Origin of the sequence: Bacillus sp. FSL L8-0199 (assembly GCF_038005705.1) — a bacterium.
Taxonomy (GTDB): Bacteria; Bacillota; Bacilli; order Bacillales; family Bacillaceae_G; genus Bacillus_A; species Bacillus_A cereus.
Window position 1 is genome coordinate 2,398,468 of the sequence record NZ_JBBOTS010000001.1, and the last position, 19,507, is coordinate 2,417,974.

The following is a 19,507-nucleotide window of genomic DNA, read 5'->3' on the forward strand; positions in this document are numbered from 1 at the left end:
GGAGCTTGAAAAATGTATTCTACTTTAGAACAATTAACAAAGCACCCTGTATTTTATCATTTTGCAGAAATTTCAAAGATTCCTAGAGGATCAGGTAATGAAAAGGAAATTAGTGATTATTTAGTGGGCTTTGCAAAAGAGCGTAACTTGGAAGTCATTCAAGATGAAGCATTAAATGTTATTATTAAAAAAGAAGCAACAGCTGGTTATGAAAATGTACCAGCTATTATTATTCAAGGTCATATGGATATGGTTTGCGAAAAAAATCAAGCAACAGTACATGATTTTGAAAAAGATCCAATTGAATTACGAATCATTGGGGACATGTTATATGCAAATCAAACAACTCTAGGTGCTGATAATGGTATTGCAGTTGCGTATGCATTAGCTTTATTAGATTCAAAAGAAATTCCGCATCCAGCACTTGAAGTCGTTATCACTACTGAAGAAGAAACGACAATGGGCGGGGCTTTTGCTATTGATCCAAATCATTTTGAAGGAAAGATATTTATAAATATTGATTCTGAAGAAGATCATAAATTACTTGTAAGTAGTGCAGGTGGTGCGAAAGCTGTTGAAACAATTCCCGTAATTTGGGATGAAACGCCAGCGAATATGGATGCATACCGTCTATATGTTGGTGGTCTAAAAGGCGGCCATTCTGGTATGGAAATTGATAAGCAACGCGGTAATGCGAACAAAGTATTAGGACGAGTATTACGTGATTTATCAGTACATACGGAGTTTTACATAAGTGAAGTTCACGGCGGATTAAAAACGAATGCAATTCCGCGTGAAAGTGTAGCTACAATTTTAATTCGTACAGAAGATGTAGGACAAGTAGAAGAAAAACTAGAATCATGGACACGTGTATTACAAGAAGAAATGCGTGCTGTTGATCCAGATGTTCATGTTACACTGACAAAATTGGATGAAAAAGTTGAAAAAGTATTTGCTAAAGAGACACAAAAGCAGCTTATTTCATCATTATTCTTAATTCCGAATGGCATTCAAAGTATGAGCATGGATATTAAAGGTCTTGTAGAAAGCTCAACAAATTTAGGCGTTATTGAAACGTTGCAAGATGAAATTAAATTACGTAACGAAGTGCGAAGTTCTGTAAGTAGTTTAAAACAACATGTTGCAGAAGAAATCAAATATATTGCTGAATTAGTTGGTGCTACATTTGAAATAGAGTCAGAGTATCCAGAATGGCCATACAATCCAAACTCACAAATTCGTAATTTATTTGAAAAAGTACATCAAGAAAAATACAATAAAGAAATTGAAATCTTCGCTGTACATGCGGGGATTGAGTGTAGCGCATTCGTTCAAAAGATGCCTGAATTAGATGCAATTTCATTCGGACCAGACATTTTCAACGTCCACACTCCAGATGAACATATCAGTATTTCTTCTGTAGTGAATAACTGGGGATTCTTCATTGATGTAATGAAGGGTACGAAAGAATTAGCTAAGTAATAACGACGAAATAAAAAGGAGTCTATAAAAATTTATAGGCTCCTTTTTTGTATTGGAATTTATCCCGCTATTTGCCGGGCAGCCCGATTGGTTTAACTAATAATCAGTGGGGGATGAATAAAACCACTACTGATTAAAGATTCACTTTATGAGAAGTCATTTTTCGTTAGTATGTAATATTAAGCTTGAACAATTAATAAGGATGAATTGTTGATGTTTTTTTAGTACTGATGAAGGGGTGGAGAAATGAAGGAAAGAAAGCATTTTATTGTTTGTATGTTTTTATTGTTTTTCACATTTAGTTTTATTGGTGTTCAGAAAATAATAGCAGAAGAAGTTGAATTTTCAGGGACAACAGCTCCATTGAATGTAAATGTTAGAGAGGCAAAAAGTTTAAATGCAAATATTGTAGATGTGATTCCCGGAAATACAACAGTATCTTTTAAAGGATGGGAGTATGGTGAAGCGGTTAAAGATTACTGGACAGGAAATTTAGATAATCGTTGGTTTTATTATTTAAAAGATGGAAAAAAAGTATATGTAACGTCAGCGTATATTAATGGAAATCCTCCAAATACATCAATAGATCGTAAATTATCTGTACCTAACATATTACAAGAAAGGTCAAATTGGTGTTGGGCAGGCACTTCGGTTTCAGTTTTAAATTATTTTGGAAAAACTCCTTCACAAGATCAGTACGTTAGGTATGTTAAGGGTGGATCATATAATAATCCTGCAACTTCACGTGAAATACAATATGGATTATCCGGATATGGGGTTAGCTCAGCTATAAGTTCTGGAGCAAAATCGTATGATTGGTTCAAAAGTCAAATTAATAGTAATCAGCCGATGATTGCACTCATTATGTGGCAAAAAGGAGCTAACATCGGACACTTTTTAGTACTTGATGGATTTTATAAAGGGACAAATGGAACAGATTATATAACATACATGGACCCTTGGTATGGTGATCATTATAATCATAATTTCAGTACGTTCCATAACAATAATAATTTTTGGTGGAGTGAAACTGTTTATAATATCCATGCAAACTAATAATATTAAAAGCGGGGGTTCATAAATGGGAAAACTACTTAAGCTTGTGATACTGTGCATGTGCTTAATGACCGTTATTATTTTCGCTAGTAAAATTAGTTATGCATCAAAAAATAAAAGTGAATCAGTACAATCGATCGCATTAAAAGATTATCAATATAGTAAGGGAAGTTCTTCTGAAAATTTAAGTTTTGAAAAAATAACAACATCCCCATTTTCGTTACCAATCTATGAAACAATTCCAGCACAGCAAATTTTAAATAGCTCTGAATTTAAGAATTTACTATTACCAACAAATGAAAAGCTGTGGTTTATTATGAAGGGTGAGCAGCCAGAAGGACTAATTGTTGCGAATGATACTGAACCGATTCGAACGGGCGGAGAAAATAGAAGTAAAGATTTATATGGATTATATAAAGCAATAAAAAATAATACAAATGAAACAAAAGATATTAGTTATTTCGAATTTGAAGGGCAAGGAATATTGGTAGTAAATCAAAATAATGATCAAGAAATATACCTTAGTAAAGGTGCCGCTGCCATATTAAAACTTCCTGCTGGTCAAAAAGTATTGAGCAGTGAAGTAATACAGAAAATGAAAGAGAGAATTGTAACTGGTTTTGAATAGTGGTAATGTCTGATTTTTTTTTGTTTATACAAGGTTGAATAGGGAACAGGATCAATGGTAGCATTAGGGCATCTTTACTGTTTGAAACCTAATAGTGTATATAAAAAGGTTAGAGAAGTTAATTCTCTAACCTTTTTATATTAATGTCTGAAATTTAAAAAGTGATGGAGTAAACCAAATAATAAAAGTTTGTTTGCTCTTCTATTTTTATTTGCAATTTAAACTCGTTATATTCCGCTATCTATTGTACAACCTTTTTACATAGCTGAATTTTTTTATTTGAAAATAAGGGTGCATCTATAAAACCATAATGATAAACTAAAATACCTAATTCCACTCTAGAATTAATATGCCATTTTTCTTTAATATGATTAATTATCGTTGAAATTCTTCGAGGGGTAACATATATTTTTTTGGAAATTTCTGCATCCGTATATCCTTTTGCTACATAAATAGCCACTTCTAACTCTCTTTCGGTCAACATTCTTTTCATAAAATACGCTCCTTCGAAATTATTTATATAAATATCAAAAGAAACTATTAAAAGAAATAAAGGTGAAAAATCATATTTATTTTAATCCGGCTATTTGCGGGTAGTAAGACTCCCACCTCAAAATCTAGATGTGGCAAAGAAGTCGGACTCCCTGTAAACGCCTGCCTGGGATGGACTAATAATCAGTGGGGGTGAATAAAACGCACATTGATTATTAGTGAACCATATTTTAATAATTTCTCGTATTGTGGTACAAGTTTGTAAAAGAAACTATAAATCCATATAATTAGTAATTGTAACTATATCAATTTTACATTACATTAAAAGTTGGAAAATATTCTTATACTCATAAAGTGTTACATTTGAGGGAGGAAAGATGGAATTCTACAATCTTGGTATTATTATTAAAGAACTTAGAAAGAAAAAAAACATGTCACAATCTGAATTATGTCATGGAATATGTTCACAAAGTCAAATTAGTAAGATAGAAAAAGGTATTATTTATCCATCTAGCATATTGTTGTATCAATTATCTGAAAGACTTGGTATTGATCCAAATTATATATTCGCACTAACCAAAAATAAAAAAATAAAATATATTGAAAATGTAAAATGTGTAATGAGAGATTGTGTAAAACAAAAACAATATAATGAGCTTTACGAAATAGTAAAAAAAGAGAAAAATGATGATAATTTCCAATCAAAAGAAGATAAACAATTTCTATTATGGCATGAAGCGATTGCTATATATTATGTAAATGGAGCAACAAGTAATGCTTTTGACATTTTAAATAGAGCACTAAAACAAACCTTAAGTAGTACTAACTTTTTATCAGAAAAAGAAATAAGCATAATGAATTCAATTGCTATAATACATGCAGAAAATGAAGAGTATGAGAAAAGTATAAATATATTAAAACAAAGTTTAATTAATTTTAATAAGATAGAATTTCCTAGAGAAAAAGAAATCAAATTAAGACTCATTCATACGTTAACAAAATGTTTACACCTTGCAAATCAATATGAAGAAGCAATAAAGTATAGTGAAATAGGCATAAAATTAGCCATAAATATGAATACTTTATACTTATTAGGTGAATTGTTTTTTGAAAAAGGTGCAATTTTATTGAAAGTTCAGCACTCTAATGAAGTTGGTTTAACAGACATAAAAAAAGCATTATTTATATTTGAACTAACTGAAAGAAAACAATATATAAAAATGATCAAGGAAAAATATATTAAAAATCAAGAATAAACAAGAAAGAATTTTAACATAAACTATTCCTAATTGTTATTTATTTCTAAAAAAAGTACTGTAATACGAACTATTCCTAATTGTTGTTTATTGCTAAAATGAATACCGTAATATTAGATAAATATAAAGGGTGGCATTTTATGAAATCAAGAGGAATTACTCGTAAAGCAGATAGTATGGGGCGTATTGTTATTCCAATGGAAATAAGACGGAGTTTAGGAATTGTAGAAAAAGATTCTCTTGAAATGTTTATAGAAGAGGATCAGATTATTTTACGAAAATATCAATCTCCAAGAGCTTGTGCACTTACAGGAGATATTTCAGACAGCAATATTTCGTTAGCGAATGGGAAGATTATTGTAAGTCCAAACGGGATGGAACTGTTAATAAAGAAGTTACAGCAATATCTTTTAAAGTAAAAGGTAAGTAAGAACTTTAAAATAGAATATACTTGGAAAAAGTCCTCTATCATTTAGGGGGCTTTTTTATTGTTATCAATAAAATTGAGGGGCCGTAGTTGGTTCAATGGAATACGAATTACCTTGTAAATAGTCTGACTATTTTTTATAAAAAAACTATTCATTTACATTTTTTGGTTTCGTGTTATATTTTTAGTGTTAACATAGTTGTATTGAAAATTCTGATTTTAAAATTAGGAAAACTTTAGAAAATGAAATACTCTTACTTGAATTGAAAATCATATAAACATAGTTTGAAAGTAAAGTATGAAAATGAATCAGATTTTTAAATTAAATTTGTCAATTCAATAGAGGTTCGTGGGGGAAATGTAACTAAGAAGAAATCTCTTATACTCCATGTTTTTTATTTGTAAATCGGTAATTCTAATAGCTCTGACGAAAAGTAAAGGGGTAAAAAAGAAGTGGATAGTTTGTTTAATAGAAGATAGGGTGTAAAAAATAAAACAACGGAGGTTTTATAATGAATAAAGGAATACTGCAGATTACAGAAATTGAAGAAATTACTATTCCGAATCTATTGAAGGATAAAATGAAGAATCTGATAGACAATGAATTAAAAACTCATAATCCTTATACTTGTGATCAAGAAATAGTAGCATATTTTTCAAAAGAGTGGCTTAATTGTTTGATTGACTATTCAAAGAAAACCCCGAATTCAGACATGAAAAATCTACTACACATGATAAAAATAGCGAATTGTGGTGGGAACGTACCGCCTATCCTTATTAAAAATACTCCATGTGATCCTATGGAAACACTATTAACTGGGGAAAATCGCAGAGGTTTTAATTATGGTGAAGACGAACACGATAGAATGAAAAAATATTTTTATGCAGAATGGGTCACATGGCTTTTTGCCACACTTTTTAATTATGATGCTTTAATTCACCCATCCGAACATGCTGGGAAAAATAGATTTCATCTCATTTCTCCTTTAAATAACGATGAAGTTTTGCGAAATGTCGGTGCAAGCACCGGTGGCGGGAACTTTTATCAACATAACGATGCCACAGTGTATACAGATATGAAAGAAAAATCAGATATTGAAGCAAGATTGAATACATTCAATACGAATTTAGAAATTGTATCAAATAGACTTAATAAATCTGTGGAACGAATAGTGTCTGAAATTACTTGTGGAAAATTTACTAGAGTTGATGCTCTTTTATTAAAAGGAGTGTTAAATTTAAAAACTCAAACTCATATTGGAACGCCAAAATTACTTCAAAAGCATCTTGAAGAAAATCACTTCAGTAAAGATGACATATTGGCAATAAGTAAAATGCCTATTGCTCATATAGCAGGAATGGCGGATGGTGAAATATCTGGATTTGTAGGGGAAATAAACCAAATTATATTTTTGGATGATAATGGCGATATTATTGCAACTTGTTTAAATGGAGCAGAAAATAGATTGATTTATGTGGGAGAAAGTGAAGAAGAAAAATTGAAATTTGACATGTTTTTAGAACTCTTACGAACAACGCCTACTTATAAGGTTCCACTTACATCTGAAGATTTATTACTTATACCAAATTCTTACTATGGTAAACAAACAAATGTAACTCATGGTAGGGAAAGGTTATCTGAGGAAGAATATAAAATCCCGATTGGAAATAATAAATACGGAAGAAGAATTGTTTGCAGGCAATACGTTTCCAGCCGATTACGTGATCAGAAAGAAAGTTACTTTAAAGATTTAATTAACTAGTTTAAAGAGAGGAGGGCTGATGGGGAGGTTTGGGGTATAATAGCTCAAGTCTTCCCATATTCTTTGTATGGATTTTACTATTGAATTACTCATATTACTATTTTTAGTAGCTGTATTAGCAGGATGGGTAGACACGATTGCTGGAGGCGGTGGTATGATAACTATCCCGATAATGTTATTAGTAGGTATGTCTCCTTCTGTAGCGATAGCAACTAATAAACTGCAAGGGAGTAGCGGAACTCTCATGGCAACAGTGTTTTTTATTAAGAAGAAAGAGATTAATCTTAAAGAAATGCGTTTGTCCATCTTAATGACCTTTTTTGGATCAGTTTTGGGTGGATGGCTTGTTTTACAGATACGAGCAGAATATCTAATTATGATATTACCTTTTTTACTTGTTTTTATTGGGATTTATTTTCTATTATCTCCAAATATAGCAAACGAAGATCGACCGAGAAAAATAAGTATGTTGTTGTTTGCGTTAACAGTGGCTCCGTTACTGGGATTTTATGATGGTTTCTTCGGCCCAGGAACAGGTAGTTTAATTGCTTTAGCGTTCATTCTTTTATGTGGATATAGTGCTACACGGGCGACTGCAAATGCTAAGATTTTGAACTTTACAAGTAATTTCGCTGCTTTGTTGTATTTTATTATTTTTGGCCAAATCGATTGGACAATTGGATTGATTATGATGCTTGGTCAAATTATAGGGTCATATATTGGGGCGAAGATGGTGCTTACAAAAGGGACGGCATTAATACGACCAATAGTGGTTATTGTTTGCTTTGTCATGGCAATTAAAATTTTTTTACAAAATATGAACTAAATGTAATCAATATATTATTTGTATCAAAGTTAAAGTGTTTTCATGTTCTTATTGCAGTATTACACTGTTTAAGATGTGTTCAAAATTACACAATTTGACTAGTGTAATGTATTGCGTTATGCTTTTTCTAGTATAAAAGAAAGGCTTGAAGATAATGATTCGTCGTTTGAGAAAGCTAAAAAATGTAGCAGTCGTAGTAAGCTTCTAAGTAAATAGCAATATATATAATACTTAGAAGCGAGGAATAAAGCTATGAAGTATCCATTATTTAATCATTGGTCAGAAACAAAGTATATAAAAGATATAGTAACAAATCCACTCATTGAAGTAGGAGAGTACTCCTATTATTCAGGCTATTATAGTCATCAAAATTTTGAAGATGGATGTGTAAGGTATTTGTGGGGAGATGCTAAGTCCCAAGCACTTTTCAATCCAATTGAACAGATGGGATGGCACCTTGATAAACTCATTATTGGGAATTATGTTTGCATTGCAAGTGGAGTAGTCATTTTAATGGGTGGTAACCATAATCATCACTCAGAATGGATTACAGTATATCCATTCGCTGAGCAAATTAAACAATCATATGAACCTAAGGGCAATACAGTCATTAAAAGTGATGCTTGGATTGGAATGAATGCTATAATAATGCCTGGCGTTACTATTGGTGAAGGTGCAATTGTTGCTGCAGGATCTGTAGTAAGTAAAGATGTTCCGCCGTATACAATAGTTGGTGGAAATCCTGCTAAGGAAATAAAGAAACGATTCACTGATACAGAAATAAACATGTTAATGGAAATGCGTTGGTTTGATTGGGATAGGAAATTGATTGAGAAGGCAATTCCGCTGTTATCTAGTCCATCCATCGAACCATTATTTACTTTTTATAAAAATGAAGTGAAAAATAAATAAATTAGTTAGAAAAACTACATCCAGTATAGGGTGTAGTTTTTTATTTTTTGTAAATGTGGAACAAATGTATTATTTAGATTGTCTATTAATTGTAATCCTAAAAAATATGAAAGTGTGAATCATTTTGAAAAATATAAGGGGATTAAAAATAAGGATATGTGTGGAAATACAAAGTATTAGCGCACCTAAAAGTGTCGGATGAGATGGTCTATATGAAAGCGATTCTAACGTTTTATATGTATATACAATTTGAGAACACTGTCTATTTTTTTTGCGGGATTATGTTAGAATAACGCTTTTTTTTAGTACAAAGAAATTGGAGGTAACTGAAGTGAAAGGTATGTTTTGCAAGAGAGTTATTGCAATAGTAACAGTGCTTACAATATTTTGTAGCATGGTCGTTACAATTGGAAAAGCAGCAGCGGAAACAGATCCTGCTATAGACGTTGAAGCAGGATCAGCAATTTTAATAGAAGCAAATTCCGGAAAAATTTTATATGAAAAAAATGCAGATGAATCATTGGCAATTGCTAGTATGACAAAAATGATGAGCGAATACTTAGTTCATGAAGCGGTGGATAAAGGAAAACTTAAATGGGATCAAAAAGTTAAAATCTCTGAATATGCACATAAGATTTCGCAAGATCGTTCACTATCAAATGTTCCATTAGAAAATGGTGGCTCTTATACGGTAAAAGAGTTATATGAGGCAATGGCAATTTACTCTGCAAATGGTGCAACAATTGCTTTAGTTGAACAGATTGCTGGTAAAGAGGTCAATTTTGTAAAAATGATGAACGATAAGTCAAAAGAGTTTGGTATGAAAGACTATAAGTTTGTAAACTCTACCGGCTTAACAAATCAAGATTTAAAAGGATATCATCTAGAAGGGACAACTCTAGACGAGAAAAATAAAATGTCTGCAAGGGATTGTGCAATTTTAGCACAACGTCTTATTCAAGATTTTCCCCAAATATTAAATACAGCAAAAATTCCTAAAAAAACATTCCAAGAGGGTGGTAAATATCCAATTGATATGGCGAACTTTAATTGGATGTTAAAAGGCTTAATTAAGCAATATGAAGGTGTAGATGGTTTGAAAACAGGAACGACTCCAGAAGCGGGAGATTGTTTCACTGGTACAGTAGAAAGAAATGGTATGCGCCTAATTTCTGTAGTGATAAAAGCAAAATCTCATACGGCACGTTTTGATGAAACAAAGAAATTATACGATTATGGATTTGCGAATTTTGAAGTGAAGAATGTCTATGGAAAAGATTCAGTAGTAAAAGGGCATGAAACAGTTCGAGTAGCAAATGCAAAAGAAAAAGATGTAGTAGTTCAAATGAAACAAGTTGTTTCGCTTCCAATGCCGAAGGGCAACAAAGACATTTATAAAAAAGAATTTAAAGTATCGAATACGGAACAAGAAGCGCCTATTAAAAAAGGTGTAACAATTAGTAAAATGATTATCTCGTCTAAAGATAATACAGATCCTGGGTTCTTATCAGGTAATTCATTACAAATAGACCTTGTAACAAAATCTGATGTGGAACAAGCAAATTGGCTTACACGTTTTATACGTAAAACAGGATCTTTTTTTAGTGGTATGTGGGATAGTGCGATTGATATAGTAAAAAGCTAATTTTATAGGATACAACTAAATGTTTCACTTTATAAAAATTTAATAAAATCTTTTCTTTGTATTAAATATTTTGTTTTAAATTATGTATATAAAGAAATGGAGGTCAAATTAACTTTGTACGGCTTATATTAGGAATTTAAAGAAAGAATATGTACAATTCTCCCACTACATTCTTATAGTGGCCTTTATGAACAGCAAAATTTACAATTTACAAGGAGAACATTTTATGAGTAAGAGAATAAAAGAATTAGATTCCATACGAGGGTTAGCGGCACTTACTGTGGTATTTGGACATTTTTGTTTAATGCTACCATCGTTGCCTAATTCTATTAAATTTTCCCCACTTAGGTTTTTATGGGCGGGTGGGGAAGCTGTTATCGTTTTTTATGTACTAAGTGGTTTTGTGTTATCTATGGCACTTTATCATTCAAAAACAAATTATTGGGGATATTTAATTAAGAGATTTGTAAGAATCTATATTCCTTATTATTTTTGGATAATCGTTACCTTTGTTTTATTTATTTTATTTTCGTCGTATGAAGTGGTAGGACTACGGGATTGGTTCTATGATAGGTGGCAAGGGTCTATAACAAAATTAGATATTTTAAACCACTTTGTGCTTCTTAATAACTTTTTTACGGAAAATTATAATCCAGTTATTTGGTCATTGGCTCAAGAAATGCGTATATCTATTGTGTTTCCTTTGTTATTCCTTCTTTTTTATAAACTGAATTGGAAGAAAACGATACTATTTGCTTTGAGCTTTTCTTTAATTAGTGTTGTTCTTAATATGTTGCATATTGGGAAAGCTGAAGGATTTTATAATGGTTATGCTGATACACTGCATTTTACATCTATGTTTATGGTTGGAATGTTACTTTTTAAGTATCAGGAAAAACTTATCTACTCATATAGGAATATGAAAAAAATTAAAAAAGGATTTCTTATTGCATTAGGGGTTATTCTATATTTATATTCCATTTTAATTTATGGTTTTTCCCGTAATGATACAACTTTCTTATTAAAAGATTGGGGTGTCGTAATGGGGGTTAGTATATTTATTATAATGGCTATGAGTAACCTAAAAGTAAAAGTATTTTTAAATAAGAGTGTATTTGTATACTTAGGAGAAATTTCATACAGTATCTATTTGTGTCATTTTCCAATCATGATGATACTATTTAAACTATTGTATACAAAGATACCTATCTTTTTCCTTCTTACTTTGTGCATTGCAATGACAATACTTTTTTCTATAGTTTCGTATCATTTAATCGAAAAGAAATGTATCAACTGGGCAAAACAAAGAACAACAAATTTTTTGAAAAAAAGTATAATTCCTAGCGGGATTTTATTTCTTTAGTAAATATACGAATATGACCGATTCCTTAGTATACTTGGGAATCGGTCAATTTTGGATTCTAAATGTAAATATAGTAAAGTCGAATATAATTGAAATCGAAAAACACTTAGAAATAACAATTACGCTGTGAGCTATTGTATAGTATAGATATGTTTAAAAATAAAGGGGGAATACATATGTGGAAGCGATTTGTAGCAATTGGTGATAGTTTTACAGAGGGGATAGGGGATGAAGTTGAGGGAATTGCATTAAAAAGCTGGGTAGATCATTTTGTTCAACTGTGTGAAAACGATATAGAATATGCCAATTTTGCAAAGCGTGGGTTAGTAACTAAAGAAATTCGCTCGCAGCAATTGGAAAAGGCGTTAACTTTTAATCCAGATTTGGTTAGTCTCATTGCAGGGGCAAACGATGTTTTAAAAGGCCGTTGGAATCATGATGCATATAAGAATGATATGGAATTTATGATAGATACATTAAGTAAAGCAGGGGCTGATATTATTATAGCAAACCTTCCAGATTTTACAGTTAGGCTTCCTTTTGCTTCTGAAAAAAAACAAGTAATAAAAGAACAATTATTAGAGGCAAATGAAGTTATACATTCACTGAGCAGAGAGTATAAGCTTCATCATGTTGATTTTTGGAATCATCATTTAGTTAATGACAATACGCTTTGGTCTAAGGATTTAATTCATCCAAACTCAAAAGGATATGTAAAAGTTGCGGAATTGATTTTTAGTAGTTTACCTGTACAGAAGACAAAATAATAGTTTGCAATGTAACGAATATGATATTAAGTGTATGAAGCTATGTTTTTTAGTAAATGGAAAGAACTAAACATTTAGCAAACAAAGCGTTTCTACGATATATTTCTACAGTAATGCACAAATACAGAATCACAAAGCAAGATCACTTATGGAAATAGGTGGTCTTTAAATGTTTTTATAACTAAATTAGTATATGCTGTATTACTAACAGTTTCGTACTACATAAAAATTAAGTTCTCTTATAGAAAAACTGATTTTATATTATCTTAAAATATAATAACATGTTCAAATGATATTTTGGGTATGTATCCTAATTGTGAATGATGTGTAATTTTTTTGAAGTATAAATATCCAATAAATAAAATAGGTAGTAGGTGCAGAAGTATTAATACTATATTATTTAATTCTTGTTATGAGTACATTAGTGATTGGTAATATTATATTTTTATTATCAACTTTAGTTATTGGAATTAATTTGCATAGAAAATATGTAGGATAAGAAAAAATAAATATACTTTATTATATATTTATTTTTTTGTTTAGTAGGATTAATAGTTTCTATAAACTATTATATTAATAAAATTAAAAAACTTAATTCTTGATATCCTTATGGCTAAAGCCATCTATAAAATGACAATATAACTAAATAATTGTTTGGTATGATTTGTGGATTTAGCTTTTTATCCGAATTTTCTGATTCAAATATTTCAACTTTATGAATATAGTAGGTGAAATATTTGTGTGATAGTATTTGAGATAGAAAAAAGCCAACTTTAAAAAGGATGTGAATTGAATGTGCAAACAACTGTAAAGGGTTATATTAAGGCAACGTTTAGCTGTTATTAGTGTAAGGTAAAGATATATTTTGTAACAGTTGATATAAAAATGAAGAAATAGGTACGTTTTTGTTTGTCTGACTATTTTAAATATATGAAAAACAAGACTGGTTTGAGTTTTGACGAAGTTAAATTCTAGGTGAGATGTCAATAATGATTAATTAGGTTTAATAAAGAGGTACCTTATACGCAAAAGCGTTTATATTAGTAACCTAAGGAGCTTGCTTTTATGAAAACTACTGATTCAAAAGGCCTATTAGGAAATAGGGTTTATTTACAAGTTTTCTCTGCCTATTCATTGCTTATGCTTGGTGTTTTTATTGATATGTTAGCGATTATGACTATAGTTGGGTTTGAATGGGAAGTAGATCCTACTATGATTGGATTGATTCCTGTTGCATATGCACTTCCTGGAATTATTTTTGGCTCATGGGCAGGTGTTATTGCAGATCGTTTTAGAAAAATTCCAATTATGATGTTCTGTAATCTAATGGTTGGTCTAATAACAATTGCTCTTTTATTTGTACAAGATATCCACTGGCTCTTAGTGGCATTAATGATTCGTTCCATTTTTATTGTTTTCTATTATCCTGCACAGCAAACACTAACAAGACAGATTGTATCCCCGGACTTGCTTACTAAAGCAGTAAGTATCAACGGAATAGTAGAGCAGGGTACAAAGATAGTAGGCCCACTTATAGGGGGCATGTTGTTGAGCTGGTTTCAACCAGAGTTCTGCCTCATTATAAGAGCTATAAGTTGTTTATTAGCTACTTTAGTTTTGATACCCACAATAAAATTTAAAGAAACTATATCGAAAAAATTTGTTGAAAAGCAAAAACAAAGTACTTGGACCGCTTGGGTACAAGGGTGGGGTTATGTGTTATCTAATCGGATAATATTATCAACCATGATTTTCGTTACAATAGCCATGGCGGTATTACAATTAGTAGACTCACAATTCCCAACTTTATTTAAGAGCTTATTCCCACATGATAAAAGTAAAATGGGATATATCATTTCTATTATTGGTCTTGGCGGAATACTTGGTGCATTACTAACTCAGAAATTAAAACAATTTCAATATGGCTGGGTAGTATGCGGAGGTATGGTTTTAATGGGAATTGGTTTTGGGGGGATTGGTTTGATAACGCCCGGTACGGTCTTCGTTTTAGCCTATTTAATTAGTTTTATCGCTGGTATCGGAAGTGGGTTGATGCTTGTATCTAATCAAGTCATTTTACAAATAGAATCGGATCAAGATCAAGTAGGAAGAGTATTTGGTATACAAAGCAGTTTAACAAACGCAGTTCTAATTATTTCTCCTGCTATGAGTGGTCCATTAGTGCATTTGTTTGGAGTAACTCAACTCTATGTTTATGGAGGGATTGGGCTTGTTATTATTGGAGTAATTGGAGTTTCACTGCAGAAATATTTATGGGCTAAACATAAACACGAACCTATAAGAGCAAATAATTTTTGAAGGGAAGATTTTTATGACCAATGAGGAATGTTATCCATTAAGCCATCCGCAGCGAAGAATATGGTATACAGAAGTTATTCATTCTGATAAAGGAATATGTAATTTAAGATTTTTATTTAAACTTCATCGGAAAATGAATTATTCAAAATTAAACCAAGTTGTGAATCGCGTTATCAGTGAAAATGACGGTCTGTGCATTAGGTTAAAAGAAAATGAGCATCAGGAACCGAAACAATATTTTATTAAACATGAAGAACAAGAATTTGAGTTTTTTGATTTCAGTAATGTGGAGAATACAAATTTGCTTGAGGAATGGATTGAGCAGAAAACAAAAGAAACGTTTACATTATTTAATTCAAATTTATACTATTTCGCTTTAATAAAATTAAACGATAATGAATGTGCAGTCTTTGGAAATGTTCATCATATTATTATGGATGGTTTATCAATTCAAATATTTACTGAGCAGATTGCAAAATATTATTATGACATGCATAACGAGAATGAGGAAGGCGAAATTAAAAATTCATATGTTCAATTTCTGACTAATGAACAAACATATTTGAATAGTAGTCGTTTTCAAAAAGATCAAAAATTCTGGTTAGAGGAATTTAAAACACTGCCATCTGCGACTGGATTGAAGCCTTATAATACGTACCAAGTTAGTACCAAGGCATCACGTGAGACGTTTATATTAACGGAGCATTTGAAGAGAAAGATAGAGAAATTTTCTGAAGATTACAAAATTAGTTTATACACTTTTTTTGTTGCTGCTTTCTCGTTGTCCATGTATCGGTGGACCTCATCGCTTGATATTGGTTTAGGAATGGCTTACGGCAATCGTATGACTAAAATGGAGCGAAAATTGATTGGAATGATGGTGAGTACAGTTCCTTTAAGAATGGATATTGATCCGGAAGAAGAAGTACTTTCATTTATTAGTAGGGTATCCAGAAAACAAAGCAAATTATTGAGACACCAGAAATATCCATTTGATTTGTTATTAAAGCAGATTAATAAAGAGAATAATAGTAATGTGAGACTTTTCGGAACTACGATTGATTATAGGGATCGTGATGAAAGTGGTGACTCACTATGGATTCCAAACCATGAAGAGGTGCAAGATTTTGCAGTGCATATTGAAAATCTAATTGATATTGACTCTTTACATGTACATATTGATTATCGTGAGGAGCTATTTTCTAAGGAAGAGATAAAACGTTTTTTTAACGTGATGTTAGCGATAATGGAAAACACTTTTGAAAAACCAAAGCAGAAGGTAGCTGAAATCGAAATCATTTCTGATGAAGATAAAAGAAGAAGTTTAGTTGAGTTCAACAATCCTAAGCTGGATTTCCCATCTCAAGTAACTATTCATGAAATGTTCGAACGGCAAGCGATGATTTATCCAAATGCTATTGCAGTTACGTATGAAAAAGAAAAAATTACTTATAAGGAGCTTAATGAACGTGCAAACCAGTTAGCTCATTATCTGCAGAAAAAAGGAGTAGGACCTGATACTTTAGTTGGACTGTGCGTTGAACGTTCCCACGAGATGATTGTAGGTATTTTAGGGATTTTGAAGGCTGGTGGGGCTTATGTCCCACTTGATCCAACATATCCAGAGCAACGACTTCAATATATTTTAGAAGATGCTAGCATTCAGTTATTCGTAACGCAAGAAAGTTTAAAAGAATTGAACTGGTTACCAGAAAATGTTGAGTCGATTTGCCTGGATCGTGATCAAGATGAGATTGGGAAAGAAAGTAAGACTTTGCCGGTTTCTAGTGTCGGTCCCCAAAATCTGGCATATGTAATCTATACTTCGGGATCAACGGGAAATCCAAAGGGCGTTATGATAGAGCATCACAATGTCATTCGGTTATTTAAATCGACGGATTGTTGGTATCAGTTTAATGAAAAAGATACTTGGACGCTTTTTCATTCGTATGCATTTGATTTCTCAGTATGGGAAATTTGGGGAGCGTTATTATATGGTGGGAAATTAGTTGTTGTTCCGTACTGGATTAGTCGATCACCTAAGGATTTTTATCAATTATTGGTGGAGGAAGAAGTCACAGTTCTAAATCAGACACCTTCCGCATTTCGACAATTAATACAAGTGTGTGAACAAGAAGATAAGAATAAAAATTTGCAGCTGCGTTATGTCATATTTGGCGGAGAAGCGTTAGAACCTACTAGCTTGTTACCGTGGTTTCAAAGGTATGGGGAGAAAAACCCACAGTTAATTAATATGTATGGAATTACAGAAACCACAGTTCATGTTACATATTATCCAATTACTTTAGATGATGTGCAGCATGCTTCAAGAAGTAATATTGGAAAGCGGATTCCCGATTTAGAAGTGTATATACTAGACGCTTATCAACAACCTGTTCCTATAGGTGTTGATGGTGAACTTTATATTGGCGGGGCGGGGCTTGCACGTGGGTATTTAAATAGACCTGAATTAACAGCAGAGCGTTTTATATCTCATCCATTTAGTAGTGATCTGAAAGCAAGATTATACCGGACAGGAGACTTAGCGAGGTATTTGCCAGATGGGAATCTAGATTATCGTGGAAGAATTGATCATCAGGTTAAAATACGTGGTTTCCGAATTGAGATTGGGGAAATTGAGTCTACTTTACATACATATGCATATGTAAAAGAGGCAGTTGTAATTGTAAGAGAAGATCAGCCAGGCGATAAACGATTAGTAGCATATGTTGTAGGAGATGGAAATGTAGATGCGTGGAGAGAGTATCTTAAAGCGAAACTACCAAGTTATATGGTTCCTTCGGGATTTGTGGCGATGGAAGCTATTCCACTTACAGCTAACGGTAAAGTTGATCGTGAGGCCTTACCTATGCCGGAGGAAAAGCAGATTAATAGTGAATGTGTTGGCCCTCGGAATAGTAACGAACAGATACTAACTACCATTTGGAAGAGAGTATTAGGTGTTAAAAAGGTGGGAATCTATGATAATTTCTTTGAAATTGGTGGCGACTCGATTCTCAGTATTCAAATCATATCTCAAGCAAGTCAAGTGGGGTTAAAACTTACTCCAAAGCAAATGTTTGAATGCCCAACTATCGCTGAGTTGGCACAAGTGGCTATAGAAACGCAGGGAGTACAAGCGGAGCAGGGAATTGTGATAGGTGATGTGCCTCTTACTCCAATTCAGTGCTGGTTCTTCGAGCAAGAACATGCACATCCAGAGCATTGGAATCAATCAATGCTTTTAAGAGTAAAAGAAAGATTGGATGTGAAGTTACTAGAGGGAGCGATATTAAATTTACTGAAACATCATGATGCTTTACGTTTCCGGTACGAACAGTTACCAAACGGAACGTGGAGGCAGAGAAATGAAGGGACTGATGAGCTGTCAGTACTCCATGTTGTAAAACGGAATCAAGTTAATGAAAAAGAGTGGAATAAAATAATACAAGAAGAGATGAACATTAATCAAGCTAGTTTCAATTTAATTACTGGTCCGTTAATGAAAGTAGTGTACTTTGAAGATAACTTGACTGAAAATGATCGAATATTCTGGGTGATACATCATTTAGTAGTAGATGGAGTGTCATGGAGGATTCTATTGGAAGATTTACAGGTGGTATATAACCAGATGAAACAAGGTCAAGAAATTCGCTTACCTGCGAAAAGTACATCTTTTAAAGAGTGGTCTGAACGACTCCAGACGTACAGTAATTCGGGTATTTTAAAAGAAATACAAAATTATTGGAATGAACAAGTAGAAAAAGAAACGATGAAAATTCCAATGGACTATCCAATACAAGGAACGACAGAAGAATCGATTGATCAAGTAACGAGGACTTTAGGAATAGAAGAAACACAAGCATTGTTTCACGAAGTTCTAGTCACTCATAAGACAAGGATTGATGAGGTACTATTAACGGCATTAGGACAAGCTATCGTCGATTGTACAAATCAGCAAACCGTTTCTATTCATCTAGAAGGACACGGAAGAGAAGAGATGATTGAAGGTATTGATTTATCAAGGACAGTGGGCTGGTTCACGAGTATTTATCCCGTTCATCTCAATTTTCAAGGAACTCAGACACCTATTGAAGGGTTAAAGGCAGTCAAAGAGCAATTGCGTCGAATCCCAAATCGCGGAGTTGACTATGGTATTTTACGTTACTTGAATAAAGGATTACTTCCGTTTTATCAGCAAAAGCCTTCAATAAGCTTTAACTATTTGGGCCAATTTGATCAGGTGTTTTCAAGGGACTCTTTGTTTATGCAAGAGACAGGATTTACATTTTTAGATCATGCTCCAGATTCCAAACCATCTCATCTAATTGATGTTATCGGAATGGTGAAAGATGAAAAGTTACATTTTATTTGGATGTATAGTAGGGAACAGTTTTCTAAATTAAAAATTCAAGTGATAGCAGATGGTATGTTGAGGCATCTTCGTCACCTTATAAATAAACCAACAACAGAGTCTGCTTTTACGGTATCAGATTTTGCTGATGCAGAGGATCTTACGGAAGAAAGCTTGAGCAAAGTATTACTTAAATTAACAAAGAAGAGGGTGTAAA

At 32.4% G+C, this 19,507-nt stretch carries 14 protein-coding genes; 13 read left to right on the forward strand and 1 reads right to left on the reverse strand.

All coding sequences use genetic code 11. The annotated features are described in order from the left end of the window. Window positions 1–12: 12 nt before the first annotated feature. The 3 genes from pepD to NST86_RS12585 all read left to right on the forward strand — a co-directional run bounded on the left by pepD (window position 13) and on the right by NST86_RS12585 (window position 3,166). On the forward strand, window positions 13–1,482 hold the full coding sequence (gene pepD, locus NST86_RS12575; RefSeq protein ID WP_000287545.1) for a beta-Ala-His dipeptidase: 1,470 nt from the start codon (window positions 13–15) through the stop codon (window positions 1,480–1,482). 246 nt (window positions 1,483–1,728) lie between these two features. Continuing rightward, window positions 1,729–2,538, forward strand: a complete 810-nt coding sequence (locus tag NST86_RS12580; RefSeq protein WP_340933933.1) for a papain-like cysteine protease family protein — start codon at window positions 1,729–1,731, stop codon at window positions 2,536–2,538. A gap of 25 nt (window positions 2,539–2,563) precedes the next feature. Continuing rightward, window positions 2,564–3,166 (forward strand): hypothetical protein, encoded by a 603-nt coding sequence (locus tag NST86_RS12585; protein WP_000517260.1) that lies wholly within the window; start codon window positions 2,564–2,566, stop codon window positions 3,164–3,166. Window positions 3,167–3,407: 241 nt separating this feature from the next. Here NST86_RS12585 and NST86_RS12590 read toward each other — a convergent pair whose 3' ends face one another. Then, window positions 3,408–3,659, reverse strand: a complete 252-nt coding sequence (locus NST86_RS12590) for a response regulator transcription factor (protein WP_000827560.1) — start codon at window positions 3,657–3,659, stop codon at window positions 3,408–3,410. Between the two features lie 376 nt (window positions 3,660–4,035). On the opposite strand from NST86_RS12590, the gene NST86_RS12595 reads away from it, so the two are divergent. From NST86_RS12595 to NST86_RS12640, 10 genes are all read left to right on the forward strand, one after another. After that, window positions 4,036–4,914, forward strand: a complete 879-nt coding sequence (locus tag NST86_RS12595; protein WP_000397983.1) for a helix-turn-helix domain-containing protein — start codon at window positions 4,036–4,038, stop codon at window positions 4,912–4,914. A gap of 140 nt (window positions 4,915–5,054) precedes the next feature. After that, window positions 5,055–5,333, forward strand: coding sequence for an AbrB/MazE/SpoVT family DNA-binding domain-containing protein (locus NST86_RS12600; protein ID WP_000842216.1), 279 nt, complete (start codon window positions 5,055–5,057; stop codon window positions 5,331–5,333). A 520-nt stretch (window positions 5,334–5,853) separates the two neighbouring features. Further along, window positions 5,854–7,104, forward strand: a complete 1,251-nt coding sequence (locus NST86_RS12605) for a hypothetical protein (RefSeq protein WP_016117927.1) — start codon at window positions 5,854–5,856, stop codon at window positions 7,102–7,104. 67 nt (window positions 7,105–7,171) lie between these two features. Beyond that, the gene (locus tag NST86_RS12610) at window positions 7,172–7,930 is read left to right on the forward strand and encodes a TSUP family transporter (RefSeq protein WP_000347995.1); all 759 of its coding nucleotides are present in this window, start codon (window positions 7,172–7,174) and stop codon (window positions 7,928–7,930) included. A gap of 252 nt (window positions 7,931–8,182) precedes the next feature. Continuing rightward, entirely contained in the window at window positions 8,183–8,842 is a 660-nt protein-coding gene (locus NST86_RS12615; RefSeq protein WP_000876939.1) for a CatB-related O-acetyltransferase, read from the forward strand. A gap of 331 nt (window positions 8,843–9,173) precedes the next feature. After that, window positions 9,174–10,487 (forward strand): D-alanyl-D-alanine carboxypeptidase family protein, encoded by a 1,314-nt coding sequence (locus tag NST86_RS12620; protein WP_016117928.1) that lies wholly within the window; start codon window positions 9,174–9,176, stop codon window positions 10,485–10,487. A gap of 187 nt (window positions 10,488–10,674) precedes the next feature. Next, entirely contained in the window at window positions 10,675–11,850 is a 1,176-nt protein-coding gene (locus NST86_RS12625; RefSeq protein WP_001999762.1) for an acyltransferase family protein, read from the forward strand. A gap of 176 nt (window positions 11,851–12,026) precedes the next feature. Next, on the forward strand, window positions 12,027–12,617 hold the full coding sequence (locus NST86_RS12630) for an SGNH/GDSL hydrolase family protein (RefSeq protein WP_000265884.1): 591 nt from the start codon (window positions 12,027–12,029) through the stop codon (window positions 12,615–12,617). 1,065 nt (window positions 12,618–13,682) lie between these two features. Further along, entirely contained in the window at window positions 13,683–14,936 is a 1,254-nt protein-coding gene (locus NST86_RS12635) for an MFS transporter (RefSeq protein ID WP_016117929.1), read from the forward strand. A gap of 13 nt (window positions 14,937–14,949) precedes the next feature. Then, complete coding sequence (locus NST86_RS12640) at window positions 14,950–19,506, forward strand: non-ribosomal peptide synthetase (protein WP_227593172.1); 4,557 nt, start codon at window positions 14,950–14,952, stop codon at window positions 19,504–19,506. Window position 19,507: the final 1 nt, after the last annotated feature.